Here is a 24,645-nt window from a genome sequence, read left to right as displayed (position 1 = left end):
TACCGGGATCATCGGCACCTATCCGGACCATCGTCGCTCCGCCTGGTCAGACGGCGAAACTCGGGAAAGGGTTGCACAACGCAGTGTGCCCACCGCGTGGAGCGATGGGCACACTGAGTGATCGGACGTCATCGGGCAAGTGGGGCGAACCCCCGCTCACCAGGTATGTCAGCCGAAGATGTCGTACTGCTGGAAACCGGTACCGAGCGACTTCCTTGTGCCGAAGATCTCACTGGTCGCCTTGCCGGTGCCCGGGTAGAGGTACAGCGTGCCGCCGGTCGTCCGGGCCAGCAGGTCGGCCTTGCCGTCGCCGGTCAGGTCGCCGACCGCGGCGAGGGTGTTGAAGCCGGTCCAGGCGGAACGGACCTTCACCCGGGCCGAGAAGAGGCCGGTGCCGGACTTGCCGGTGCCCTTGTAGAGGTACAGGTCGCCGCCGCTGCTCTTGCGGGCCAGCAGGTCGGCCTTGCCGTCGCCGTTGAAGTCACCGACACCGCGCAGCTGGTTGTACTGGCTCCAGCCGGTGCCGATCTTGACCCGGGCGGCGAACGTGCCGTTGCCCTTGCCCGGGTACAGCCACAGCACACCGCTGGAGTCCTCGGAGAGAACGTCGGGCAGGTAGTCGCCGGTGAGGTCACCGGGGATCACGATCGCCTTGCGGGTCTTCCAGCCGGAGAAGATCTTCGTCGTGGTCCAGGAGCCGTCGCTCTGGTCGCTGTTCAGCACGAGGTGGTACCAGTAGACGTCACCGGAGGAGGCCATCCGGTAGACGAGGTCCTGGAAGCCGTCGCGGTCGAGGTCGGCCTGGAGGATGACGTTGACGCCGCTGAAGTTGCCCCAGGAGGCGCGGGAGGCGAGCGAGGTGCCCTTGGAGTCCAGCTCGTAACCGACCTTGGTCGACGACTTGCGCGCGAACAGGTCGGCCTTGCCGTCGTTGAGGTTGTTGAACAGGCTCAGGTTGCTGTCGGCGATCTGCGCGTAGGCGGCACCGACGTAGGTGCTGACCTTCGTGAAGACGCTGTAGGCGCCCTTGGCGACACAGTTCTCGACGCCCCAGGAGACCACGCCGACGATCCGGCCGCCGACGACCAGCGGGCCGCCGGAGTCGCCGTTGCAGGCCGAGGTGGTGCCGGTGTCGGAACCGGTGGCGGCCTTGCCGGCGCAGACCATGTGGCCCTTGACGTAGTCGCTGCCGTAGCCGCCCGTGCAGGTGGTGTCGGACTGGACGGGCAGCGTGGCCGTCTTCAGGGTCTCGGAGATGTCGTCCGAGGTGGAGCTGGTGCGGCCCCAGCCGTAGACCTTGGCGCTGGTGTTCGCCTTGTAGGAGGCCGTGTCGGTGTTGGTCGTCAGCCGGATCGGCGTGGCCTTGACCGGGGCCGCCAGGGTGAGCACGGCGACGTCGTTGTTGGGGACGCCCCTGCTCGACACGGTGTACGACGGGTGGTTCCACTGGCGCAGGACGGCGGAGACGGTGCCGCCGTGCAGGTTGTCACTGCCGTCGCTGTTGGTGGTGGGCAGCGAGGCGGTGCCCGTGATGACCACGGACTTGGTGGTGCTCCACTTGAAGCCCTTGACGCAGTGTGCGGCAGTGAGGATCTTCGTGGGCGAGACGACCGAGCCGCCGCAGAAGAAGCCGACGTCATCGCTGGTGCTGGTGGTGTTCTTGTCGTCGAAATACCAGAGCTGGGCCATCCAGGGCGCCGAGGCGATGGTGGTCGTACCGCCACCGATGATCTTCGGCGAGACGGCGGAGCCGCTGCTCGACGCCTTCGTCGTGGTGGTGTCGCCGTTGACGGCGGCGACGGCGTCGGCGGCGCGCTGCTCCAGCGTGGCCTGCGACGGCGAGCTGACGACCGGCTTGGCCGTCGGCGTCGGCAGAGTGGCCGCGCTGGCGGAGGTCGAGATCAGTGCCGCCGTGACGGCGGCGGCGATGCCGGCCGCGGCCACGGGCAGCGCGAAACGTATCCGGCGTCTGTGGCGACCGCTCCCGGACGTGGGTGTACCCACCTAAGTCCCCCCTCGGGATCAGGAGTTCCTGAATCGGCCAGTTGGCCGAAGGGCGCGATCGTACATCGGAGAGGGAAACGCGAAGCGCCGCCCCCCCCAGGACGCGGGGAGCGGCGCTTCGCCCGGTTCCGGGAAGGTGGTGACCGGCCGTGCGGTGCCTCCGGTCAGGTTCGCCCAGGGCATCGCGTAGCGGGAGCCGTGGGCGCCGGGTCCGAAGGGCGTACCGGTGTACAGCAACTGCCCTGGATCAGCGTCCGGTTGACGTTGCCGCGCAGATGGAAGTCGGCGCCTGCGTCCGTCTTGAAGTCGCTGCCGGCCGTCGCCGGCTGAACGGTCGCGCCGAGTGCCGGGGCAGCGACCGATCAGAATGAGCCCAGCCGCGTTCGCCGCTGCCGCGACCGACCCCTTTACCTCGGCAAAGTATCGGCAAAAAGGGCCGGATTGTTCTGACCGGAATCAATGTTCTGGGCGTGATAGCGCAAAAGGCCGCCCCCCGCGGCTTGCGGGGGGGCGGCCTTTTTCTTTGCTCTACGACTCCGCTCAGTCGCCGTTGCCCGGCGTCGGCGTCGTCTTCTGGATCTGCATCAGGAACTCGACGTTCGACTTCGTCTGCTTCATCTTGTCGAGCAGCAGCTCGATCGCCTGCTGCTGGTCCAGCGCGTGCAGCACGCGCCGCAGCTTCCAGACGACCGCCAGCTCCTCGTTGCCGAGCAGGATCTCTTCCTTACGGGTGCCGGACGCGTCCACGTCCACCGCCGGGAAGATGCGCTTGTCGGCGAGCTTCCGGTCGAGCTTCAGCTCGGCGTTGCCGGTGCCCTTGAACTCCTCGAAGATCACCTCGTCCATGCGGGACCCGGTGTCCACCAGGGCGGTGGCGAGGATGGTCAGCGAGCCGCCGTCCTCGATGTTGCGGGCCGCACCGAAGAAGCGCTTCGGCGGGTACAGGGCGGTCGAGTCGACACCACCGGACAGGATGCGGCCGGAGGCCGGCGCCGCCAGGTTGTACGCACGGCCCAGACGCGTGATCGAGTCGAGCAGCACGACGACGTCGTGGCCCAGCTCCACCAGGCGCTTGGCACGCTCGATCGCCAGCTCGGCGACCGTGGTGTGGTCCTCGGCCGGGCGGTCGAAGGTCGAGGAGATGACCTCGCCCTTGACCGACCGCTGCATGTCGGTGACCTCTTCCGGACGCTCGTCGACCAGGACGACCATCAGGTGGCACTCGGGGTTGTTGTGCGTGATCGCGTTGGCGATGGCCTGCATGATCATGGTCTTGCCGGTCTTCGGCGGGGCCACGATCAGACCGCGCTGGCCCTTACCGATCGGCGCGACGAGGTCGATGATGCGGGTGGTGAGGATGCCCGGGTCCGTCTCCAGGCGGAGGCGGTCCTGCGGGTAGAGCGGGGTCAGCTTGTTGAACTCCGGGCGGCCACGGCCGTGTTCGGGCGCCATGCCGTTGACGGAGTCGAGGCGGACCAGCGCGTTGAACTTCTCGCGCCGCTCGCCCTCCTTGGGCTGACGGACCGCGCCGGTGACGTGGTCGCCCTTGCGCAGGCCGTTCTTGCGGACCTGGGCGAGGGAGACGTACACGTCGTTCGGGCCGGGCAGGTAGCCGGAGGTCCGGATGAACGCGTAGTTGTCGAGGATGTCGAGGATGCCCGCGACGGGGATCAGGACGTCGTCGTCGGCGACCTGCGGCTCGGCGCCGCCGATCTCGTCACGTCCGCGACGGCCACGGCGGTCCCGGTACCGGCCGCGACGGCCACGGCGGTCACCGAACTCGTCGTCGTCCTGCGGGCCGGCGTTGCGGTCCTGACGGCCGCCGCCCTGCTGCTGCGGCTGCTGCTGGCGGTCCTGCCGGTCCTGCCGGTCCTGACGACCGCCCTGGCCGCCCTGGCCGCCGCCCTGCTGCTCGTCGCCCTTGCTGCGCCGGTCGCGGCCGCGGTCACGGCGGTCGCGGCGGCCACGGCCGTCGTCACCGGCGTCGGCCCTGGCCTCGCCCTGCTGCTGGGGCTGCGCGGGCGTCTCGGCCTTCGGCTCGGTCCTCGCCTCGGCGGCGATGGTCTCGGCGCCGGTGGCGGTGGGGCTGCCGGCCTCCGCGGTGGCCCGGCGACGGCGGCGTTCGGCCGGGGCGTCGTCCCCGCCGCGCTCGGCCTCGCCCGTGCGGGAGGTACCGCCGGCCGGCTGGCCGGGGATCTCGATCTGCTGCTGGGCCACGGCCTTCTCGGCGGGGGCCTCGGCGGCCTGCTCCGCCTTCTTCTCGGCGGCCTCCTCGCCCGTACGGGCCTTGGAGGTGGCCCGGCGCTTCGGCTTGGTCTCGGTGGCGGTCTCGGCCTTGGCGGGGGCTGCCCCACCGGCCTGCGCCTCCTTGATGACCTCGATCAGCTGGCTCTTGCGCATACGCGCGGTGCCCCTGATGCCGAGGCCGGATGCGACCTGCTGAAGCTCGGCCAGCACCATGCCCTCGAGGCCGGTACCGCGGCGCCGCCGGGAGCCGGCACCGGTGGCAGGCGCGGAGGCGTCCGTGGCGGGCGCGGCAGCGGTCTCCTCGACACGTGCGCCCATCAGATCGGTGGTGTCGCTCACGAAGGGTCCTTCCCTGGAGCGGACGTCGGCCTGTCTGGCTCGGCGACCGGTTGTGCTGTCCGGCTTCGGTCCTTGCTGTGTGGACCGTGCCGGGGCGGTGGTCCGCCTAAGCGGCGGAGAGAACTTCTGATGACGGCGCTTCCTCAACCGGTGGCACCCGGTGTCACGAGGCGTGGTAGCACCAATTCCGGAGCGGCCCAGCGGCCCTCTCAATGCCCGGGTACGGCGTACTGCCCAGGTACGTCATACAGAACGCTGAGTGGCTTGGGAGACTCCCGGAAGAATGTCTGTCCCGGAGCGGGACACGATGCACCTCGCCATGGTGGGGTCGGGTGCAGACTTGAGGTTAACACTACCGGATCCAACAAACATTCCCCCTCTCCAAATCCGGCAATCGTGCGCGTCACATGTCGCTGGAAGTGTCATTGGCGGGTGCGAGCGGAAGCACACTCGCACCCTGGACGTCGAGGTTGAGCCGGTTGGCGGCCCAGCCCGGACCCGCCAGGGCCTGCACCTTGTCGGCGCTGCCGACGTCGGCGAGCGCCATCACGGTGGGTCCGGCACCCGAGATCACGGCGGGGATGCCGTCGGCGCGCAGCCGCTCCACCAGGGCGGCGCTCTCCGGCATGGCGGGGGCGCGGTACTCCTGGTGCAGACGGTCCTCGGTGGCGGGCAGCAGCAGCTCGGGGCGCCGGGTGAGGGCCTCGACGAGCAGCGCGGCACGGCCCGCGTTGGCGGCGGCGTCGACGTGCGGCACGGTGCGCGGGAGCAGCCCGCGCGCGGTCTCGGTGAGGACCGGCTTCCCGGGCACGAAAACCACCGGAACGATGGAATCGTTGGGCTCCATCCTGATCGCCCGGGCGGCGCCGGCCTCCATCCAGGAGAGGGTGAAGCCGCCGAGGAGGCAGGCCGCCACGTTGTCGGGGTGGCCCTCGATCTCGGTCGCGAGCTCCAGCAGGGCGGCGTCGTCGAGTCTGCCCTCGCCGCCTATGGTCACGGCCCGTGCGGCCACGATGCCGGCGCAGATGGCGGCGGAGGAGGAGCCGAGGCCGCGGCCGTGCGGGATGCGGTTGGCGCACACGATCTCCAGGCCGCGGGGCTGTCCGCCCAGCAGGTCGAAGGCGGTGCGCAGGGAGCGGACGAGGAGGTGGCTCTCGTCACGCGGCAGCGTCTCGCTGCCCTCCCCCGCGATGTCGATGTGCAGCCCTGAGTCGGCCACCCGGACGACGACGTCGTCGTAGAGCCCCAGCGCGAGGCCCAGGGCGTCGAAGCCCGGGCCGAGGTTGGCGCTGGTGGCGGGGACGCGCACCCGGACGGCGGCGGCGCGGAACGCTGGACCGGCCATCGCTCGATGACTCTCCTTGAGCTGCGTGATGGTCGAATGACATTCGATAGGTACGTGAGGGACCCTCGGGCCGTGGAGACGGCGCGGCACCGCGCCATATGCGGAGGCATATGCAGCGGGCGGGTTCGGTACAGCCTATCGAAGGAAGGTTCTGTGGCGACATAGGGCGCACAGGAGGCGCACGATGCGTGTCGTAAGCCCCCTGTGCCCCCTCCGTAGGGAGTTCCCTGTGCAAGACGCCACAGGTTGCCCGCCGGTTGCCCGGCGGGACCTCCGGACGAGACCTCCAGGCGAGGTCTCCGGGCGGGACCTCTAGGCGAGGCCGAGGCGCTCCGCCGCGGCGGCCGCGTCGACCGGCACGGTGACCGGCTGCGGGGCGCCGGCGACGGCCCAGTCGGGATCCTTCAGGCCGTTGCCGGTGACCGTGCAGACGATGCGCTGGCCGGGGTCGACCTTGCCCTGCTCGGCCGCCTTCAGCAGACCGGCCACCGACGCGGCCGAGGCGGGCTCCACGAAGACGCCCTCCTGTGCGGCCAACAGCCGGTAGGCGCGCAGGATCTCACGGTCCGTCACCTCGTCGATGAAGCCGCCGGACTCGTCCCGGGCCGCGAGCGCGAACTGCCAGGAGGCGGGGTTGCCGATCCGGATCGCGGTGGCGATGGTCGAGGGGTCCTTGACGATCTCGCCGCGCACGATCGGGGCGCTGCCGGAGGCCTGGAAACCCCACATCCGGGGCGTCCTGGCGGCGATGCCGTCGGCGGCGTACTCCTTGTAGCCCTTCCAGTACGCGGTGATGTTGCCCGCGTTGCCGACCGGCAGGACGTGGATGTCGGGCGCGTCGCCGAGCATGTCCACGATCTCGAAGGAGGCCGTCTTCTGGCCCTCGATACGCACCGGGTTGACCGAATTGACCAGCGCCACCGGGTAGTTCTCGCTCAGCTTGCGGGCGAGGGTGAGGCAGTCGTCGAAGTTGCCGTCGACCTGGAGGATCTTCGCGCCGTGCACGAGGGCCTGGCCCATCTTGCCGAGCGCGATCTTGCCCCGCGGCACGAGCACGGCGGAGACCATCCCGGCGCGCACGGCGTACGCGGCGGCGGAGGCGGAGGTGTTGCCGGTGGAGGCGCAGATGACCGCCTGCGCGCCCTCCTCCTTGGCCTTGCTGATGGCCATGGTCATACCGCGGTCCTTGAAGGACCCGGTCGGGTTCGCGCCCTCCACCTTGAGGTGGACCTCGCAGCCCGTGCGCTCGGAGAGCACCTGCGCGGGCACGAGGGGCGTGCCGCCCTCGCGGAGCGTCACGACCGGCGTGGTGTCGGACACCGGGAGTCGGTCCCGGTACTCCTCGATGATTCCGCGCCACTGGTGGGTCATTGCTGGTTACTCTCCTTCAACCCGCATGATGCTGGCGACACCCCGCACGGTGTCGAGCTTGCGCAGCGCCTCGACGGTCCCGGACAGGGAGGCGTCGGAGGCCCGATGGGTGACGACGACGAGGGAGGCCTCGCCGTCCTTGCCCGTCTGCCGCACCGTATCGATGGAAACCCCGTGCTCGGCGAACACGGTGGCGACCTGGGCGAGAACACCCGGTTTGTCAGCGACGTCGAGGCTGATGTGGTAGCGCGTGACGACATCGCCCATCGGCGACACGGGCAGGGCGGCGTACGCCGACTCGCCGGGCCCCGTTGCCCCGCTGAGCCGGTTGCGGCAGACGGCGACCAGGTCGCCGAGGACCGCGGAGGCGGTCGGGGCGCCACCGGCGCCGGGACCGTAGAACATCAGCTGTCCGCTCGCGTCGGACTCCACGAAGACGGCGTTGTACGCGCCGCGCACGGAGGCGAGCGGGTGGGTCAGCGGAATCATGGCGGGGTGCACGCGGGCCGTCACCGAGCCGCCGTCCTCGGCGCGCTCGCAGATGGCGAGCAGCTTGATGGTGCAGCCCATGTTCTTGGCGGAGGCGAAGTCGGCCGCGGTGACCTCGGTCATTCCCTCGCGGTAGACGTCGTCGAGGCGGACCCGCGAGTGGAAGGCGATCCCGGCGAGGATCGCGGCCTTGGCGGCGGCGTCGAAGCCCTCCACGTCGGCGGTCGGGTCGGCTTCCGCGTATCCGAGCGCGGTGGCCTCGTCGAGGGCCTCCTGGTACCCGGCCCCGGTCGAGTCCATCTTGTCGAGGATGAAGTTGGTCGTCCCGTTGACGATCCCGAGCACCCGGTTGACCTTGTCGCCGGCGAGGGACTCGCGCAGCGGCCGGATCAGCGGGATGGCGCCGGCGACGGCGGCCTCGTAGTAGAGGTCCTTGCCGTGCTGCTCCGCGACGGCGTGCAGGGCGGCGCCGTCCTGCGCGAGCAGCGCCTTGTTGGCCGAGACGACCGACGCGCCGTGCTCGAAGGCGGTGGTGATGAGGGTACGGGCGGGCTCGATACCCCCGATGACCTCCACCACCACATCGATGTCGCCGCGTTTGACGAGGGCGGTGGCGTCGGTGGTGACCAGGCTCGGGTCGATGCCCTCACGGACCCTGGAGGGCCGTCGTACGGCGACACCGGCCAGCTCGATCGGAGCGCCGATCCGCTGGGCGAGGTCGTCGGCGTGCGTCGTCATGATGCGCGCCACCTCTGAGCCGACAACCCCACAGCCCAGCAGCGCCACCTTCAGCGGACGCGTACGCATCATCCGACCTCGTTTCCTCATACCGGTTACGGTTGCACCAGTCTCACTCACCGGACGGGAGTTTCTACCCTTCGTCCGGATCGTGAGACATCTATTTCATTCTGTGAGGATGGCAGACAGGAGATCTTCCATCCGTGTCACCCGACGTCCAGACGCAGCAGGTCCTCCTCCGTCTCCCGCCGGACGATCACCCGGGCCGCACCGTCCCGCACCGCGACGACCGGCGGCCGCAGCACGTGGTTGTAGTTGCTGGCCATGGAACGGCAGTAGGCGCCGGTGGCCGGTACGGCGATGAGGTCACCGGGTGCCAGGTCGCCCGGCAGGAACGCGTCCTTCACCACGATGTCCCCGCTCTCGCAGTGCTTGCCGACGACCCGGGCCAGCATCGGCTCGGCATCGCTGGTCCGGGACACGAGAGCGACGCTGTACTCGGCGTCGTACAGGGCGGTCCGGATGTTGTCCGACATGCCCCCGTCGACCGAGACATACGTCCGCAGCCCGTCGAGGGGCTTGATGGTGCCGACCTCGTAGAGCGTGAAGGCGGTCGGCCCGACGATGGCCCGGCCGGGCTCCACGGAGATCCGCGGCGTCCGCAGCCTGGCGGACTCGCACTCCCGCGTCACGATCTCGGTGAGCGCCTTGGCGATCTCGTGCGGCTCACGGGGATCGTCGTCGCTCGTGTACGCGATCCCGAGCCCGCCCCCCAGGTCGATCTCGGGCAGCTCGACGCCGTGCTCGTCCCGGATGTCCTTCAGCAGCCCCACGACCCGGTGCGCGGCGACCTCGAACCCCGACATGTCGAAGATCTGCGACCCGATGTGCGAATGGATGCCGATGAGCTCCAGCCCGTCCAGCTGCAGCGCCCGCCGCACGGCCTCCGCGGCCTGCCCGCCGGCCAGCGGGATCCCGAACTTCTGGTCCTCGTGGGCGGTGGCGATGAACTCGTGTGTATGCGCCTCGACACCCACGGTGATACGAATCTGCACCCGCTGCCGCGTACCGAGTTCCTGCGCGATGTGCGCGACCCGCACGATCTCCTGGAAGGAGTCGAGCACGATCCGTCCCACGCCGGCCTCGACGGCCCTGCGGATCTCCGCCTCGGACTTGTTGTTGCCGTGGAAGGCGATGCGGTCGGCGGGCATGCCCGCGGACAGGGCGGTGGCCAGCTCGCCCCCTGAACACACATCCAGATTGAGCCCTTCCTCGTGCAGCCAGCGCACGACGGCCCGCGACAGGAACGCCTTCCCGGCGTAGAACACGTCGGCGTCCGGCCCGAAGGCGGTGCGCCAGGCCCGCGCCCGGGCCCGGAAGTCGGCCTCGTCGAGGACGTAGGCGGGCGTGCCGAACTCCTCGGCGAGGGTCTTCACGTCGACACCGCCGACGGAGACGACCCCGTCGGCGTCACGGCTGACGGTCTGGGCCCACACCTTGGGGTCGAGGGCGTTGAGGTCGGTGGGCGGAGCGGCGTAGTGGCCCTCGGGCAGGACATCGGCGTGCCGGGGCCCGGCGGGATGTGCGGAACGGCTCATTGCTCTTCTGGCGCTCTCTTCAGAGGTGATCGGGTGCGTCGATGCCGAGCAGGGACAGGCCGCCGGCCAGCACCGTCCCGGTGGCTTCGGCGAGGGCGAGCCGGGCACGGTGGGCGACCGAGGGTTTCTCCTCGCCACGGGGCAGCACGGTCGGCAGGAACGGCAGGACGGCGTCGGCGACGGTGACGAGATGCCGGGCGAGCCGGTCGGGGGCGCGATGGGTGGCCGCGCCGGTCAGAATGCGGGGGTAGTCGGCGAGGGCGGTGACCAGGCCGCTCGGGGCGTCGGCGACATCGCCGGGCACGGCACCGAACCCGAGCCGCCCCGCCCCCCGCCCGACGGACCGCACCCGGGCGTGCGCGTAGCGCACCCGGAACAGCGGATTGCTCTCCCGCTGCACGAGATGGTCGGCGGTGATCCTCGGCCGGTCGTGCGCCGCCGGATGCAGCAGCGCCCACTGGGCGGCGTCGGCCCCGAGCGGGGCGGGGTCCTCGGGCGCCGGCACGGGCCGCAGGCTGACGGGCTCCCCGTGCTCGACCTCACCGCGGCCGCCCTGCGTCGCGACGATCCTCACCACCGCGTCGGCGACGACCTCGGCCCGGACGTCGTACGGCACCCGCAGCGCGACCACCTGCCCGGCGAGGACGTCACCGTGGCCGTACGCATCCCCGAGCCCGCGGATCTCCGCCACGAGGGTGGCCGTCGGCGAGGTCGCGGAACTGAGGGAGATGTTGAGAAACCCCGGCCCGGTGACGACGACGTCCTCGACGCCGGCGCACTCCGCGAGACGGGGCAGCAGGATCTCGGCGACCCGCAGCGGCGGCTGTCCGGCGGGCCGGGCGAGCTGCAGCGCGATGTTGGTGGCGTAGTCCCCGCATCCGCCGGGCCCCGGCGGCGTCACCACGACCCGCTCCGGCAACTCCGGCACGGCGACCGTGAGCTCCCCGTCGTCCACAGCACGACGCACCGCGCGCAGCACGGTACGGGAGAGCTCGACGGGGGTCACGGGACAAGCGTAGGGGAGGAGGGGGGTGGGTAGGCGAGTTGGTTGGGGTCGGGGTCCGGGATGTGGACGGGTGGGTCATCCCGCCCGCGAGGATCTCGGACCGTCACCGCGGCCGCTGGGATCACGGACAGGCGGCCGAGCGGATCCCGGGAAGATCTGCGGATCCGCCGGCGTCACGGATAGGCGGGGTTGCCCCCGGCGCGCTCCCCCGAGAAGTGGACCTCGTCGCCCACGCCCTCCTCCTCCCCCGCCCCGCTCCCGCCGGCACGCCGCCGCTCGATCAACTCCCGTACCAGTTGGACCAGTTCGGCAGGCTCGAAGGGCTTGGCGAGGAACGCGTCGACGCCGACGTCAAGACCGGTCTCGACCTCGTACTGCGTACAGGCACTGACGATGGCGAGCGGCAGGTCGTGAGTCCGGGGGTCGGCACGGAGCTGGGCGGCGGTCCGCAGCCCGTCGAGCCGGGGCATGACGACATCAAGGGTGATCACATCGGGTCGCACCCGATGAACGACATCCAGACACTCGGCACCGTCGGCCGCGGTCACGACCTCGATACCCTCCAGTTCGAGATTGACCCTGATCAGCTGCCGGATGACCTTGTTGTCGTCCACAACAAGCACCCGCCCCGACGCCCCTGGCACAACTCGAGAGTAGGTCCGGACCGGCCACCGCGTCCGCGTTTTCCCGACTTCCGCCCCGCGCGGGGGAGCACCCCCCGGAAACCCGTTCCTGATCACCCCGACCGAGCTGGTAGTGTTCTACCCGTCGCCGCGAGCAACAGCTCAACGCCAGACGCCCCCGTAGCTCAGGGGATAGAGCAACGGCCTCCGGAGCCGTGTGCGCAGGTTCGAATCCTGCCGGGGGCACCTTGGATTAGGTGCCTAAAGACCCCGCGATCAGCGCGTTTGCTGAGTGCGGGGTCTTGTTGTTTGTGCAGGCGAATGCGGCTCGATGCAGCCTCATGACAGTGATCACGTAATGACGACGTAATGATCTTGATGCGCCTTCTGGCAGGTCACCGCCCGTTTCTCGCCTCCCTTGCCCTGCCACTGCGGAGGCGGCCGAGTCTCTTCGTCCGACCCAGTTCAAGTGAAACCTCAGGCATGGAACCACAAAGCCAAACTTCCGTATTCGCGCTGCCCGCATCTACGGTCCCGGGGTACGAGAGCCTGGGTGCGAACGACCAACCGCACACCCACTTGACGCAATCGACGCTGCCAGCATGACGCATCGACCTCGGCCGCTCAGGACTTCGCCAAGGCCCCGCTGTCCCATGCCAGCGCACTGGATCAAGGAGACGAGATGCTGGCGAACTTACTGCCCGGCCTTCGTGACGTCCGGGCGCCACTGTCAGCGGGTTGCATATGGCTCTTGACGCTCTGGCTGATCATGGAGCGTCGCGTCCCCACTCGGGAGCAGGCACATGGCGTGTGGGCGTCGCTGTACCGCCTGAGCGGCTTACTGGGCACTGCCGGAGCATTGGCATCCGCAGCCTTTGCCGCCTACCTCATCGGTGCGATGTTGATGATCCGAGTTGCCACTGTGAACGTGCAGGAAGCGCGCAAGACGGCGTGGCTCAGGAACATCCAGACAGCCTTCAGACCGCGCGTGTCCAGACTCGCGTTCGATGACCTGATCCACTTTCTACAGGCGCAAGGGCGGGTACTGGTACCGACACCAGAACAAGCCAGAGATCCTCGGCATGAGCAGGGCCAACGCGGCCTGGTCAACCTTGTAGCGCGTGACGTTCTTGGCGAGACCAGGCAACTCCGTATCAAACTCCTGATCGCCAACTACGACTTGTTCAACGAGTACGACCGAGCTGTGGGCGAGGCCGAGTTCCGCAAGAACGTCGCCTACTCCCTCATAGGTCTGGCAGCCGCGCTCAGCTGGCTGTACTCCCCTTGGTGGGCTCTCATGCTGGTCGTGTCCTTGCGGCTCTACATCGCCGGAGTGGGGAGTGAGCGGATAGCCAACGACGTCATCATCGAGGCTGTAGTGGCAGGACTCATAGAACCCGCCACCTTGACCGGAGCCGCAGGCGTGCCGGCAGTTCCTGTGGAGCGCGGCCGGTAGTTTCGCGAGATTCCGACACGCCTTCGGCATGACGAAGCCCCGGATCTCCGGGGCTCGCGTGAGGGCGTGTGGGCCATGTCAGTCAGTCTTCGCTGTCGTCCTCCTCTCCCAGCCCTTTCAGGATCCGGTCGTTCATCTCCTGCTCTTGGCCGTCGATGCACTTGGCGTAGATCTTCAGAAGAACGTCCACCGAGTGGCCAGCGCGAGCGGCCACCTCCGGGGCAGGAACGCCCGAGTTGAGCCACTGAGAGACACCCGCGTGCCGGAGGTCGTACGGGCGAGCCGCCAGGACGGAGGCGACCTGTTCGGGCGGGAACGCAAGAGCACGGGCTTGCTTCCAGGCGCGCGAGTACGACGAAGCGGCGATCACGTTGCCCCGCTCGCTGGAGAACAGCCGACCGTCGTCCGCGGTACCGAACTCCTTGATGTGGTCCTGAAGCATCCGCACGAGCGGGGGCGGTATCGGCACGATGCGAACCTCGCCGTCAGCCCGCTGCTTCAGGCCGCGCCGGTCGTGCGCCTCGCCGGAGTCGGTCCACGCCTTACCGGCGGTGGGCCGGGTCTCGGCCAGGTCGATTCGACCCCAGCCCTTTTCCGGCAGCGTGCAGTCCGAGAGGCGCAGCCCGAGCGCCTCGCCGGGGCGCATGGCCGCGTAGTACAGGCAGCCGAAGAACGCCCGTAACCGCCGGCCGCTCGCCCGGTCGTAGCCACCGACGTATGTGACGGCCGCCAGCAGCTCCCGCGCCTGCCGAGGGTTGACCACCACCCGACGGTCAACCTCCTGCACCGCTCGCTTCCCCCTCTTACGCCGCACTCGGCTCAGTGGGTTCGAAGGCAGCACCTCCAGCTCAACGCCATATTCGAGAACGTTGAAGACCACCGCACGCCGCCGACGGTACGTCTGCGTCGCCGCAGGCTTACCGTCGAGCTTCCGCGTGAGCACGTCGATCAGGTCGCGCACGCGGGTGATCTCCTGGAGCTCAGCCACCGGCAGCGACGCTTTCTCGATCCATTTCGCTGCTGCCGCGATCTCCTCGGGCCGCTCCCGCTCCCTCCGAGGCGGAGGCAGGACGTATGAGCGCAGTGCCCGCCGTAGATCGGCCGGGGTAGGACGCCCACGGACCGATTTGACCAGCGCAGGCATGACCGTTGCCAGGGCATCGGTCATGCTGTCCCGCTGCTTCGCCGACGCCTCCGGCCACCGGGCATTGATGTACTTCAGCGCCAGTTCGAGCAGGGACAGAGCAACCTTGCCCCCGCGCAGGGAGTCGGGCAGACCGGTCACCGTATCGAAAGGCTCGCCCTTGTCCGCCGCCTGAAGCAGCTTCGCCCGGAAGCGATCGGCGAGCGCCTTGGTCTTGTGTGACTCGTGGAACGGCTCGCCGTCCACGGACCAGCGGACGAGGTACGTCGGTTTCTTCGCGGAGCGGTTGATGCTCAGCTTCCAGATGACGACCTTGTACGACTTCACGACGCGGCCCCCTCCGCACGCTCCTCCAACCAGTCGTTCAGCACGTCCCGCCGAACCCGGAGCTCCCCGTTCGGCAGCCGGATGCAGGCAGGGGCGATGCGCAGTTCCCGCCAGCGGTAGAAGGTGCGTCGGGAGATGCCGCCCAGTTCGTCGAGCACCTGCCGAACGGTGAGCAGTTCGCCCGTCTTCGCACGGCTGTCACGCCCCACGACGACCACCGCCCTCCCGCACCGAAGCGGCCAGGAGCTCCCCCGCTGGCGAGTAGCCGCGCCCCGCATAACGCCACTGGCCAACCGTGACGGTCGCGACGTCAGCCAGACCCAGGAAGGTCCGCTGCTGCTCCGCACGGTGATCGGCACGGGCCTGCCGGAGAGCGGTCAGCGTGGTCGAGTAGCGCCGCGACTTGCTGGAGAAGTGGCCGCCGTACCCGAGCATGTGCGCCCAGCGACGAAGCCCGAGCGACTCGAACTCCGCCAGGCCACCCAGCCACCAACACGTGCCGATCATGCGCAGCACGTGCGCCCGGACGGGCAGCATGACCATGCCCCGCGCGTCGTAGATCCGGCCGTCCACCGCGCCGGCGGACTCCGCTCCCTTCGTCGCGTACTTGGCGTGGTAACCCGCGACGGCCCCCGCGGAGGTGGGCCGCTCCCCCGCATCCGCTCGGTACGAGGCGACGGGCCGTACGTCGACCTGCCCGCCGAAACGCAGCTCCCGCGGACCGACGATGCCCGCGCCCGGGGCCGCGAGCCGCACCCGACCAGCCACCACCGGAACGGCCTCCGCCAACAGCGCCGTAGTCGCCCAGTCCGGCGGAGGTGAGTCGGGCCCGGCCGCTCCGTCGAGGCGGATCACCCCATGGAAGTGGACCAGGCCCCGCCGCTGATACTCGGCGACCTTCGCGTACGAGAGTCGGGCGACTTCCCCGAACTCCGTACGCGACAGACCGGCCCGCCGAGCAACCTCCCGCCGCAGCTCCGGCCCGAACCGATGCCAGAGCCGACCGGCGAACGCGTGCCAGAGGACGGCGCCCGCGTAGTCGTAGCAGCGCGAGCAGAGCGGTTCGCCGAGGCGAGGATCGTCGGCCGCGTGGCGCGTACGGCATCCGACCGGCCGCCCGTGCGGGCAGCACTCCCCCGTCCGTCGGGGACGACAGGCCCGTACGAGCCCATCGCGTTCCCGCCGAGTGTGCACCGGGCCGAAGCCAGGAGCGGTGAGCGTGGCGAACACACGCGGGTGCCCGCTCACCGCCTCGTTGACGTTCTTGCCGCCGACGAGTCCGGCACGCACAAGTTGGTACGTGTCCGCCCGGTACAGCGCCGAGCAGGCCGGACAGACCGTCGCCCGCCGATTGCCGCACGCGGTGAGCAGGCGACCGCCGTAGATGTCCGACCCGTACGAGTGCAGAGCCGCGCCCGTGGTCGTGTCGAAGACGGTCGCCGTGCCGACCAGGTGGATCGGGTTGGTGCAACCGCCGAGGCGGACGATGTTCCGGCGCCAGGCGGCGAACTCGGGTTCCGAGGCCCTGGCGACCAGAGCGGCAGCGCTGCCCGGCACGAGGGTCGTGGTCATCGTCGACCACCGCCCCCACCGAACGCGTGCCGCATCACGGCAGAGATTGCCTCCGGCCGAGTCTTGGCGCTGAACCGGAATGTCGGATCGGTAAGCCAGACCGCGGCGGCGTGCGCCGGGCACATGTGCTGCTCAGTGTCGTCGAGCCCGACTAGGACGACACGTTCGGATCCCTCGCAGGTCGAGACCCCGGGGTCGTCTCCCTTCAGGTCGCAGTCGGGCAGCGGAGATTTGCGCGAATGATGCGCAGTGGACAAAGTGTGAGTGCTCCTTTCACTGCTCACGTGGCGGATGGAGTGGGTTCCTGGCGGGGTCGGGTTTGGCGACTTCGCGCCCCGTCGGGAGCCCGTTGTACGGGCGATCACTGCCGTTCCTTGGGCGGTATCGCGATGACGCTGTACGCGATCGGACCGAAGTCACGGCGTGCGTCGTAGTAGCCCTCGCCGATGTCCTCGACGGGCATGCCGAGGGGTGCGGCGACGTGCTCTGCGCCCTCCCTGCGAGCTGCGGCGTCGGACGCGTCGACGAAGACGCCGAAGGACGCGTTGCGCGGGACGAGGACAGCGGGGTTGGCGGTCAGGAAGTCCGCCAGCTCCCGAAGGCCGGCGATGAACGCGGCCCGGTCACCGGAGCGGATGACGTACTTGGACACAGGAAGTCCCCTTCTCTTCCCAACGGGTGCTTTCAGAAGGGGAGTTGGCCGAGGAAGCCGTTCACGCCGTCGAGGAAGGCCTGAGCGAACGGCGCGGCCACGGTCTTGGAGAGCAGGAAGCCGAAGGCTCCGCAGAGCAGCGCGTCGGCCCACCGCAGGTACCGGATGCGCAGCAGGAACCAGATCAGCAGGCCCAGCAGGAGAACGGCGGACATGGACACCAGCACGGCAGTCCCCTTTCACCGCGCTTCGACGTGCAGCTCGGACAGGACGGGAGTCAGGTGCGCGTACTCGGCGGCGACGGCTTCCGCTTCCGCCTCGGTGATCAGGTGCGAACGGGCGCGTTCCCAGCCGTCATCAGAAGCGAGGACGGCAGTGCCGGCCTGCTCAGGCGTGATGGCCTGCGCCGCCTTCAGGGCATCGGGGTTGAGGTCACCGAGCGCCATTTCGGCTGTTCCGGGATCGGCCACGCGGTGACAGACCCGGCCGCCGAGCTGTGCCCGCAAGGCGGTAACCCCGGGGCCCAGGTCGGAGCCGACGCGTTGGCCGGCGACGACGAGGAACACCCCGAGTGCCGCGCCGAGCTGTGCCAGCCGGATGAGCGCCGTACCGCCCGCCTGCGCTTCGTCCTTCTCACTACGGCTCGCGACGAGGAACAGTTCCGCGATCTCGTCGACGATCACGACGATGGGGACCGGGCGATCCTTGTCCGGCAGCCCCCAGACGTTTCGGACCCGTGCCGCCCGGCACACGCTCATGCGATCGAGGGTCAGATCCACCAGCGCGGCCAACAGCCTGACCGCCTGCTCACGGTTGGTCGCGAGAGCAGACAACCGCGGCTCGTAGAGGGACAGTTCCATGCCGCCCTTGCAGTCGATCCCGACCAAGGCGACATGCTGCGGGGCGAGGCCCGCCACGAGCGCGTTGATCAGTGTCGACTTGCCGGAACGGGTTGCCCCCACAATCAGCCAGTGCGGCACGCGCCGCAGGTCGACCACCCACGCGGCCCCGGTCTCCAGCACGCCCACGGCCACCCGGAGCAGATGGCCAGGACCCCGCTGCTTCGGCACCCGCGGAGCGGCCAGCGGATCGGACGCCGACGCGACGATCCGCACGACCCCTGGCTTCCAGGAGGTCACCCGCACCGCGTGCACCTCCCAGCCCTCCGCCATGGCCGGCGCTGCCTTGACGAAGTCCTCGGGCACCTGCCCCGGTAACAGCCGGACCAGCAACACGAAGCCGCCGGAGGTCGGGCGTATGAGACCGCGACGCGGCACACGCGGCTGTGGCGGAGGCGCGCCGTTGCCGACGAGCCCGGAGACGACCGTAAGCGCCGGTCGTCGGCTCACAGCGAGCCCGCACCCGGCCATCAGCAGCCGCCAGGTCCGCATGACACGGAAGGCGGCGACCGGAAAGCCGAGTAACAGCCACCAGGCGACGGGATGACGGCGGCGCAGGGCCGGGCCCGCCAGAAGCAGACCCGACACCAGCACTGCGGCCACCAACAGCACCCAACTCGGCCCGGTCGCACCGGCCGATGTGGTGGAGGAGGCCAGTCTCATCACTGCCCGGCCCCCTTGCCCGCCGGAGCGGGAGCGCTCAGGGGCCGGATCTCCGCCGCACGGAACGCGATCCCGTGCCGCCCCTCGTTCTCCCACGGCGTGGCGACCAGGTCCCGCACGGCCACCGGCATGCCGAGCTGCACACCGGTCGGCTCACCGGCCACGCTCACGTTGACGACGTCGGCCGACGCCCCGGCCATCAGGCACAGGCCGACCTGGTACATGGTCTTGCCGGTCTCGCGGTCGACCCGCAACTGACCGGTCTCTCGGTTGGCGACCCGCGGAGCCGGGGGCACTGCGCAGATGATCCCCGTGAACTTCGCGGTGTCGATCGGAAGGCTTGCCACTGATCGTCTCTCCTCATCTCTGGCACCCGCAGGCCGATCCTGCGGGTTGCTAGACCACCCGTAGTACGGGTGACGCAGACCAGATTGCCGACCCGTAGTACGGGTTGTCAACCGACCTAGCGATACGAGAAACTGCCCACGATCGTGGGCAAGCCGTCCACAGCAACGAACAGCCGCAGAAGCCACGGCCACGGAGGGCCCGCATGCCGCCGAAGAACACGCAGCCGAAGTACCGGCAAATCGCCGACTACCTGCGCGATGGCATCCTGGACGGCACCTTCCCGGCCGGCCAACCGCTCCCGTCCGAGGAGGCGTTGGCAAAGCAGTTCGGCGTGACGCGCCCCACAGTCCGTCAGGGCCTGGCCGAGCTGAGGGCATCCGGTCTCGTCGAAGCCATCATGGGCCGCGGCACCTTCGCCCGCTCCCCCCACAGCCGCCCCGGCCTCACCCGCCCGCGCGGCGTACGCCGAGCCTCGGACGGCCGCTACATCGAGGCCGACGGCATCCGCTGGACCGACGCCGAGCCACCGGTAGCCACCCGGACCGACGCCCCGTTGGCCCTGGCGGACCTACTCCGCATCCCGCCGGGCGAGCCGATGTTCACGTACGACGCCCTACAGACGGCCGACAACGGCCACCTCCGCCAACTCCACCGGACCTACGTGCCGTTCTCCGTCCTCCTAGACACCAAGTACGAGGAGGAAGCCCCACCGCCGGCGCCGGAGCTCTACGCCGCCCTCGCCGACCTAGGGCACGAACTCCACTTCACGGAGTACGTCCGCACCCGCATGCCTCTGCCAGACCAGGCCCAGGCCCTCCGGCTCGCGGACGGGGTGCCGCTTCTCCATGTCCTGCGCGTGACGCTCACGGTGGCCGACAAGCCCTTGGCCCTGGAGGAGTTCCACCTACCGGGCGATGAATTGGAACTGTCGTTCAGGCTGTAGCCAGACCCTGGTGGCTCAGACTTTCTTCACGTGATCAAGGCGGCTCGCTCCGCTCCCCGTGCGCGGCCCGGCCCCCGTCCGGGCCTGCGCTCCTGTCTCCGCCCCGCTCCAGCCCGGCCGGCGCCCGCACCGCGCACGGAGCAATCAGCCACCTGATGCCAGAAAAGGAGGGGTACATCGTGGCTGGGGCGGTCGGCTCCACGGCTTTACGGAGCCACTTTGGCGCGAGCCTCGAAGACCATGGCCCCAACGTCGTGCTTTACCGGGCAGGTCCACAGACTGCCCGACGCGCCGCAAGCTTACGGGGCCATGATCACTCGCGCCAAAGCAGCGCCACCCCAAAGCCGCTCCGTAAGTTGTTAGGCGGCCCGGGAGGGCCGGGTGTGGCTGATGTCTGCTTGCCTTGAGTGGCTTCCAAGGAGTGGCCGCCCGACTCTCCGGGGCGCCCTGGCTGCTGATTGAGATGTGCGCGCCATGTGCGGTCGCTGATTACGGAGCGGACAGCGGGGTGTTCCTCGGGCCGCCGGCACGCTGTGCGGAACGAGGAGGGGCGAGTGAGCAATCGGCAGGCCCAGGTCTGGGCCGGCATCGACGCGGGCAAGGGCCACCACTGGGCGGCGGTGGTCGACGAGACCGGAGCGACCTTGTGGTCGAAGAAGGTCGACAACGACGAGTCGGCGATCCTGACCGCGCTCGGCGAGATTCTCGACCTGGCAGAAGAGGTCCACTGGGCGGTGGACATCTCCGGGACGTCCTCCGCCCTGCTGCTGGCCCTGCTCGCGGCTCACGGCCAGCAGACCGTCTACGTGCCCGGCCGCACTGTCAACCGCATGTCCGGGGCCTATCGGGGCGAGGCCAAGACCGACGCCCGCGACGCCTACGTCATCGCCGAAACCGCCCGCCACCGCCGGGACTTCACCACGATCGACGTGCCCGCCCAGCTCGCCGCCGACCTCGCACTGCTGACCGCCCACCGCACCGACCTCGTGGCCGACCGGGTGCGGATGATCAACCGGCTCCGTGACGTACTGACCGGAATCTTCCCGGCGCTGGAGCGGGCCTTCGACTACTCCGCCCACAAGGGCGCCATGGTGCTGCTGACCGGATACCAAACGCCGGCGGCTGTCCGCCGCCGGGGCCAGGCCAGGCTGACCGCCTGGCTGGCCAACCGGAATGTGCGCGGTGCCGACGCGGTTGCGGCCACTGCGTTGGAGGCCGCCGAGGCCCAGCACACCGCCCTGCCCGGTGAGGACGTCGCCGCGCAGATCGTTGCCGACCTCGCCGCGCAGATTCTGGCCCTGGACGACCGGCTCAAGCGTGTAGACCGCCAGATAGGCGAGACGTTCCGGGCTCACCCGCAGGCTGCGATCATCGAGTCGCTGCCCGGCATGGGGCCGATTCTCGGGGCCGAGTTCGTCGTCGCCGCAGGCGATCTCTCGGCCTACGCGGACGCCGGCCATCTGGCCTCCGCGGCGGGACTGGTGCCCGTGCCACGCGACTCCGGCCGCCGCACCGGCAACCTCCACCGGCCCAAGCGGTACAGCCGCCGCCTGCGACGGGTCTTCTACCTGTCCGCGCAGACCAGCATGATGCGCGAGGGACCGAATCGTGACTTCTACCTCAAGAAGCGCGGCGAGGGCTGCAAGCATGTTCAGGCCGTCATCGCCCTCGCCCGCCGACGAGCGAGCGTCCTGTGGGCTCTCCTGCGCGACAACCGGGTCTTCACCTCCGCCCCACCGGTCGCGCAAGCGGCTTGACTGCGTCATTGAGACTCCACCGACCTGGATCCTGCTCGTTATGCATTACGAGGTGGCCGATTTCGTGGGGCATGGACCTTGCCGCCCCCCTCCAACGAGTGGAGTCGTCGCCGATAGTGGCAGTGGCGGGCGACGACCTGGCGTCTGCCGCGCCAGTGTGACCAGTTCAGAAATATGAGTGGACCGTGGCTCGCCGCTACGTGGGCCGCGACCTGCTGGCCAAGGCCCGCTCCATTCGATCGAGAAACCGTTGGAGTGGTGCCCACGGGGTCATGTGCCGCAGCACTGGCTGATGGGGGTGCCATCGGTGCACACAGCGATGTTTCCATTCGAACCCGAGCAACAGTAGTACCCGTTATTGATACAGGTTCCGTAGTCTCGGCCACTGCCAGGGCAGGAAGTGCAGTGCGCCGGTGGCCTGCACCAGCCGACACCCCAATTCGGGCTCGGGCAGCACTCCCATGTACTGGGAATACAGATGTTATGGCACTTCGCTTGCCCGCTCGGGCATACACATTGCCCCCCAACGCACACCTCATCTGGGTGACACGGAACACATTGATTATTGTCACACCTTGCACACTCGCCGCAGCATTGCGTACCGCAAACCGGAGAAGTGAAAGAGGCCCAAACTGCCGCAGATGTCAACGGGTAACGCATGTTGTTATTGACACAGGCGCACTCTCCATTGAGGCACGTTGCCCCCTCCGGACACTTATTGACGCATATACCGTTCTGACAAGTTTGACACTTACTGGTGTCGCAGCACACACCGCCGCACGGATCGAAATCGGTGGGGCAGGTACACGTGCCGAACCCGTTGCACGTCTTACCCCCTGTGCAAGCGTTACCGCAGGCACCGCAATGGTTGTCGTCGACGTCGATGTTGACGCAACTTCCGTCGCAACAGGTGAAAGGTGGCGGCCCACAGCAGTCGCCGCTGCAACACTTCTTGTCTGGATCGAAGCAACACGTTCCGTCGCAAACATCACCTGGATCGCAGCAAATAGAGATAGCGCCACCATCATCAGGCAGGCACTTATCTCCAGCGTTGCAGCATATTGGAATAACTCCATATTCACAGGCTTCATGTCCTGGTGCGCACACGCACCGCTTTTTCTTACAAATATGGTTGCGTGGGCAGTCGCGCGCTCTTTTACACTTGCCTGGCAATTTGGGTGGTGGTTTAGCCGCGATTGCCTCGTCCGGGGAAAGCGGTGTCACGGCGGCGCCGATACCAGCGCCCACCGCCAGGCGGAGAAGTCGGCGGCGAGGAAGGCTGCCTTGGCCCGCCGCAGCCTTGGCTAGGTCATCGAAGCGGTGACTCATCATGGCCCGCTTGCAACTGTTGGGATGGGCTCGGGTCTCCGGCCATGGCCCATCGGCTGGTCGCGGGCGCGGAGGGTGGGCTGGCGGCCAGGGCGAGCACGGCGGGGGCGCCGATTGCCAGCGGGGACGCAATACGTCCCTCCTGGTCGATCAGCACCCCCATGGGCGTGCCGGGTGCGGCGAAGGCCTTGCTGGCCTCGCTGGTGCCATCGAGGAGGATCGTCGAGCGCAGGCCCAGCGCCCGGTTAGTCTCCCGGTCGCCGGTGGAGACCACCAGGAGGCGCGGGCTCTCCTCCGGAGCCGCAGCCTCCCACGCCCTAAGGTCTGGGAGCATGGCCTGACAGAAGCCGCAGGCCGGATTCCAAAAGAGCACCACGGTGGCGCGGCCCCGGGGGTCGGCCAGCTTGATGCTGTTGCCTTCGAGATCGGGCAGGGTGAGCCTCGGGGCTGGTGTTCCTAGCGGCAAGCCGGAGACCTGGGGCCTGGGAGGTGCTCCGTTGTCGTTGGGGGGGCGTAGCTCTAGTTCAAGCGGTGTGGGGGGATTCGTCCTGCTGGTGAGGTCGCGAACGAGCTGGCGGATCGCGTCGGCGCCCGCGGCGATCTCACTGGCGATCAGGCCGTCAGGGCTCACCGCCACCGCCCCCGGCGTGCCCGCATACTGGTAGGCCTCCGCGACCTCGTGCGCCTGTTGGACCAGCACATTGGCGATTCCGTGCTTGCGGGCCTTCGCGTCAAGTTCATCGGTTTTCCCGCTGCCCACGACAGCGATCGTCAGCGTGGGGGCATGCGCGCTTTGCCAGCGGCCGATCTCGGGCAGGAGCGCGGTGCAGGGCCCGCATCCCGCATCGGTGAACAGCAACAGGACCGGCTTGCCGTTGGCACGTAAGGCGCCCAGCGTCAGCGTCTCTCCGTGCAGCCTGGGCAGCGCGAACTCCGGAGCGGCGCTGCCGATAGGCAGCCCGAGCACGGATGGGTTAGACGGTGCTGTCGGCCGTGCGGGGTGCGGGCGCCCGGCTTCCAGGGCCTCCAAGCGCAACAGGATTCGCCCGTGCTGGCGCAGCAGATGCACCAAAAACCAGCCCTCCACCGCCCCGGCCACCATTACCACGGACGTGACACCGAGGCCTGCAGTCTCACCAACGGTCAGATGGCCCAGCCAGGCCACCGCGCTAAGCCCACGTTCCTGCCCGCCGACCAACACCACAAACCCCGCAAGTGCGGCCAACCCCAGGTTGCGGGTCAACGCCCTCCACCCCACCGGCGCAGAATGGAGCTGACCGAAGCAATGGCACTCTGGTCGTTGTCCCCGGACCAGGGAGGCCGCAATAGCAACACTGAACACGAGGAGTAGTCCCAATGTGCCAAGCGCCCCCCAGTAAGCGGAGGCCGCGGGCAGCAACATCACTACGACTGCTAACTCAGCCAGTGGCAGCACCGTCCCGACCACCTTGGACAGGACCGGCGGCACCCCGAAGGCTCGCGTCGCCTCGCGTGCCCCGGGCCGATCGACCAGCTTGGTGAGACCAGCGAGCAGGAACACGCTGGCAAGGGCCAGCCGCCCAATGAGCACGAGCCACGCTAGCTGCACGGCTCCCCCCCTTTACCCGGCTTGGCCGTCGCCGCCGGCCAAGCGGTGATCCGGATGGCAGATACCGGTGGTGCGCAGCCCCGGCGGCCCTTTTTCTTCCAGACCCTCGTCGGTGTCGGCGGCGCGTGAATCGTGACCCATATCCGACGGATGAAAAGTGACCCCCACTGCGTCAGTTGATGTTGGTCATTCCCCGGTGTTGGCTGC

At 69.0% G+C, this 24,645-nt stretch carries 19 protein-coding genes and 1 tRNA gene; 4 read left to right on the top strand and 16 right to left on the bottom strand.

Annotated features, from left to right (window positions below; genetic code table 11):
• Positions 1-168: 168 nt before the first annotated feature.
• From ACFWPQ_RS47020 to ACFWPQ_RS46985, 8 genes are all read right to left on the bottom strand, one after another.
• Positions 169-2,004, bottom strand: coding sequence for a trypsin-like serine protease (locus tag ACFWPQ_RS47020; protein ID WP_384049955.1), 1,836 nt, complete (start codon positions 2,002-2,004; stop codon positions 169-171).
• A gap of 540 nt (positions 2,005-2,544) precedes the next feature.
• Positions 2,545-4,590: a transcription termination factor Rho gene (gene rho / locus ACFWPQ_RS47015; protein ID WP_384049952.1), complete on the bottom strand. Its 2,046-nt coding sequence runs from the start codon at positions 4,588-4,590 to the stop codon at positions 2,545-2,547.
• A 403-nt stretch (positions 4,591-4,993) separates the two neighbouring features.
• Positions 4,994-5,935 carry a homoserine kinase gene (thrB, locus tag ACFWPQ_RS47010; protein ID WP_361290205.1) on the bottom strand — a complete coding sequence of 314 codons (942 nt, stop codon included), beginning with the start codon at positions 5,933-5,935 and terminating at the stop codon, positions 4,994-4,996.
• 312 nt (positions 5,936-6,247) lie between these two features.
• Complete coding sequence (gene thrC, locus ACFWPQ_RS47005) at positions 6,248-7,306, bottom strand: threonine synthase (RefSeq protein ID WP_384049949.1); 1,059 nt, start codon at positions 7,304-7,306, stop codon at positions 6,248-6,250.
• Positions 7,307-7,312: 6 nt separating this feature from the next.
• Complete coding sequence (locus ACFWPQ_RS47000; RefSeq protein WP_361290199.1) at positions 7,313-8,605, bottom strand: homoserine dehydrogenase; 1,293 nt, start codon at positions 8,603-8,605, stop codon at positions 7,313-7,315.
• Between the two features lie 134 nt (positions 8,606-8,739).
• Positions 8,740-10,131, bottom strand: a complete 1,392-nt coding sequence (gene lysA, locus ACFWPQ_RS46995) for a diaminopimelate decarboxylase (RefSeq protein WP_384049945.1) — start codon at positions 10,129-10,131, stop codon at positions 8,740-8,742.
• Between the two features lie 19 nt (positions 10,132-10,150).
• Positions 10,151-11,137: an ArgS-related anticodon-binding protein NrtL gene (nrtL, locus tag ACFWPQ_RS46990; RefSeq protein WP_384049942.1), complete on the bottom strand. Its 987-nt coding sequence runs from the start codon at positions 11,135-11,137 to the stop codon at positions 10,151-10,153.
• Between the two features lie 173 nt (positions 11,138-11,310).
• On the bottom strand, positions 11,311-11,874 hold the full coding sequence (locus tag ACFWPQ_RS46985) for a response regulator (protein ID WP_384050009.1): 564 nt from the start codon (positions 11,872-11,874) through the stop codon (positions 11,311-11,313).
• A 60-nt stretch (positions 11,875-11,934) separates the two neighbouring features.
• Between ACFWPQ_RS46985 and ACFWPQ_RS46980 the strand changes: the two genes are divergently transcribed.
• Both ACFWPQ_RS46980 and ACFWPQ_RS46975 read left to right on the top strand, forming a co-directional pair.
• A tRNA-Arg gene (locus tag ACFWPQ_RS46980) sits at positions 11,935-12,006 on the top strand.
• A 505-nt stretch (positions 12,007-12,511) separates the two neighbouring features.
• Entirely contained in the window at positions 12,512-13,216 is a 705-nt protein-coding gene (locus ACFWPQ_RS46975) for a hypothetical protein (protein ID WP_384049940.1), read from the top strand.
• Positions 13,217-13,298: 82 nt separating this feature from the next.
• On the opposite strand, the gene ACFWPQ_RS46970 is transcribed toward ACFWPQ_RS46975, so the two are convergent.
• From ACFWPQ_RS46970 to ACFWPQ_RS46940, 7 genes are all read right to left on the bottom strand, one after another.
• Complete coding sequence (locus tag ACFWPQ_RS46970) at positions 13,299-14,687, bottom strand: tyrosine-type recombinase/integrase (RefSeq protein ID WP_384049937.1); 1,389 nt, start codon at positions 14,685-14,687, stop codon at positions 13,299-13,301.
• Positions 14,684-14,896 carry a helix-turn-helix transcriptional regulator gene (locus tag ACFWPQ_RS46965; RefSeq protein WP_382717422.1) on the bottom strand — a complete coding sequence of 71 codons (213 nt, stop codon included), beginning with the start codon at positions 14,894-14,896 and terminating at the stop codon, positions 14,684-14,686. Before ACFWPQ_RS46965 ends, ACFWPQ_RS46970 begins: the two co-directional genes overlap by 4 nt.
• On the bottom strand, positions 14,886-16,259 hold the full coding sequence (locus tag ACFWPQ_RS46960) for a replication initiator (protein ID WP_384049933.1): 1,374 nt from the start codon (positions 16,257-16,259) through the stop codon (positions 14,886-14,888). The genes ACFWPQ_RS46965 and ACFWPQ_RS46960 overlap by 11 nt, the downstream gene beginning before the upstream one ends.
• Positions 16,260-16,620: 361 nt before the next feature.
• Entirely contained in the window at positions 16,621-16,911 is a 291-nt protein-coding gene (locus ACFWPQ_RS46955) for a hypothetical protein (RefSeq protein WP_384049930.1), read from the bottom strand.
• 32 nt (positions 16,912-16,943) lie between these two features.
• Positions 16,944-17,138: a hypothetical protein gene (locus tag ACFWPQ_RS46950; RefSeq protein ID WP_384049928.1), complete on the bottom strand. Its 195-nt coding sequence runs from the start codon at positions 17,136-17,138 to the stop codon at positions 16,944-16,946.
• 12 nt (positions 17,139-17,150) lie between these two features.
• A complete protein-coding gene (locus ACFWPQ_RS46945; protein ID WP_384049926.1) occupies positions 17,151-18,473 on the bottom strand; it encodes an FtsK/SpoIIIE domain-containing protein in 1,323 nt (440 codons plus the stop codon).
• Positions 18,473-18,820 (bottom strand): hypothetical protein, encoded by a 348-nt coding sequence (locus ACFWPQ_RS46940; RefSeq protein WP_362334287.1) that lies wholly within the window; start codon positions 18,818-18,820, stop codon positions 18,473-18,475. Before ACFWPQ_RS46940 ends, ACFWPQ_RS46945 begins: the two co-directional genes overlap by 1 nt.
• A gap of 203 nt (positions 18,821-19,023) precedes the next feature.
• Between ACFWPQ_RS46940 and ACFWPQ_RS46935 the strand changes: the two genes are divergently transcribed.
• Positions 19,024-19,764, top strand: a complete 741-nt coding sequence (locus ACFWPQ_RS46935; RefSeq protein WP_384049923.1) for a GntR family transcriptional regulator — start codon at positions 19,024-19,026, stop codon at positions 19,762-19,764.
• Positions 19,765-20,318: 554 nt separating this feature from the next.
• Complete coding sequence (locus ACFWPQ_RS46930; RefSeq protein WP_384049920.1) at positions 20,319-21,521, top strand: IS110 family transposase; 1,203 nt, start codon at positions 20,319-20,321, stop codon at positions 21,519-21,521.
• Positions 21,522-22,830: 1,309 nt separating this feature from the next.
• Here ACFWPQ_RS46930 and ACFWPQ_RS46925 read toward each other — a convergent pair.
• Positions 22,831-24,420: a MauE/DoxX family redox-associated membrane protein gene (locus tag ACFWPQ_RS46925; protein WP_384050006.1), complete on the bottom strand. Its 1,590-nt coding sequence runs from the start codon at positions 24,418-24,420 to the stop codon at positions 22,831-22,833.
• Between the last annotated feature and the right edge of the window lie 225 nt (positions 24,421-24,645).

Origin of the sequence: Streptomyces sp. NPDC058464 (assembly GCF_042721035.1) — a bacterium.
Classification (GTDB): domain Bacteria; phylum Actinomycetota; class Actinomycetes; order Streptomycetales; family Streptomycetaceae; genus Streptomyces.
The sequence above is the reverse complement of the archived record's forward strand: the minus strand, read 5'-3'. Positions and strand labels throughout refer to the sequence as shown.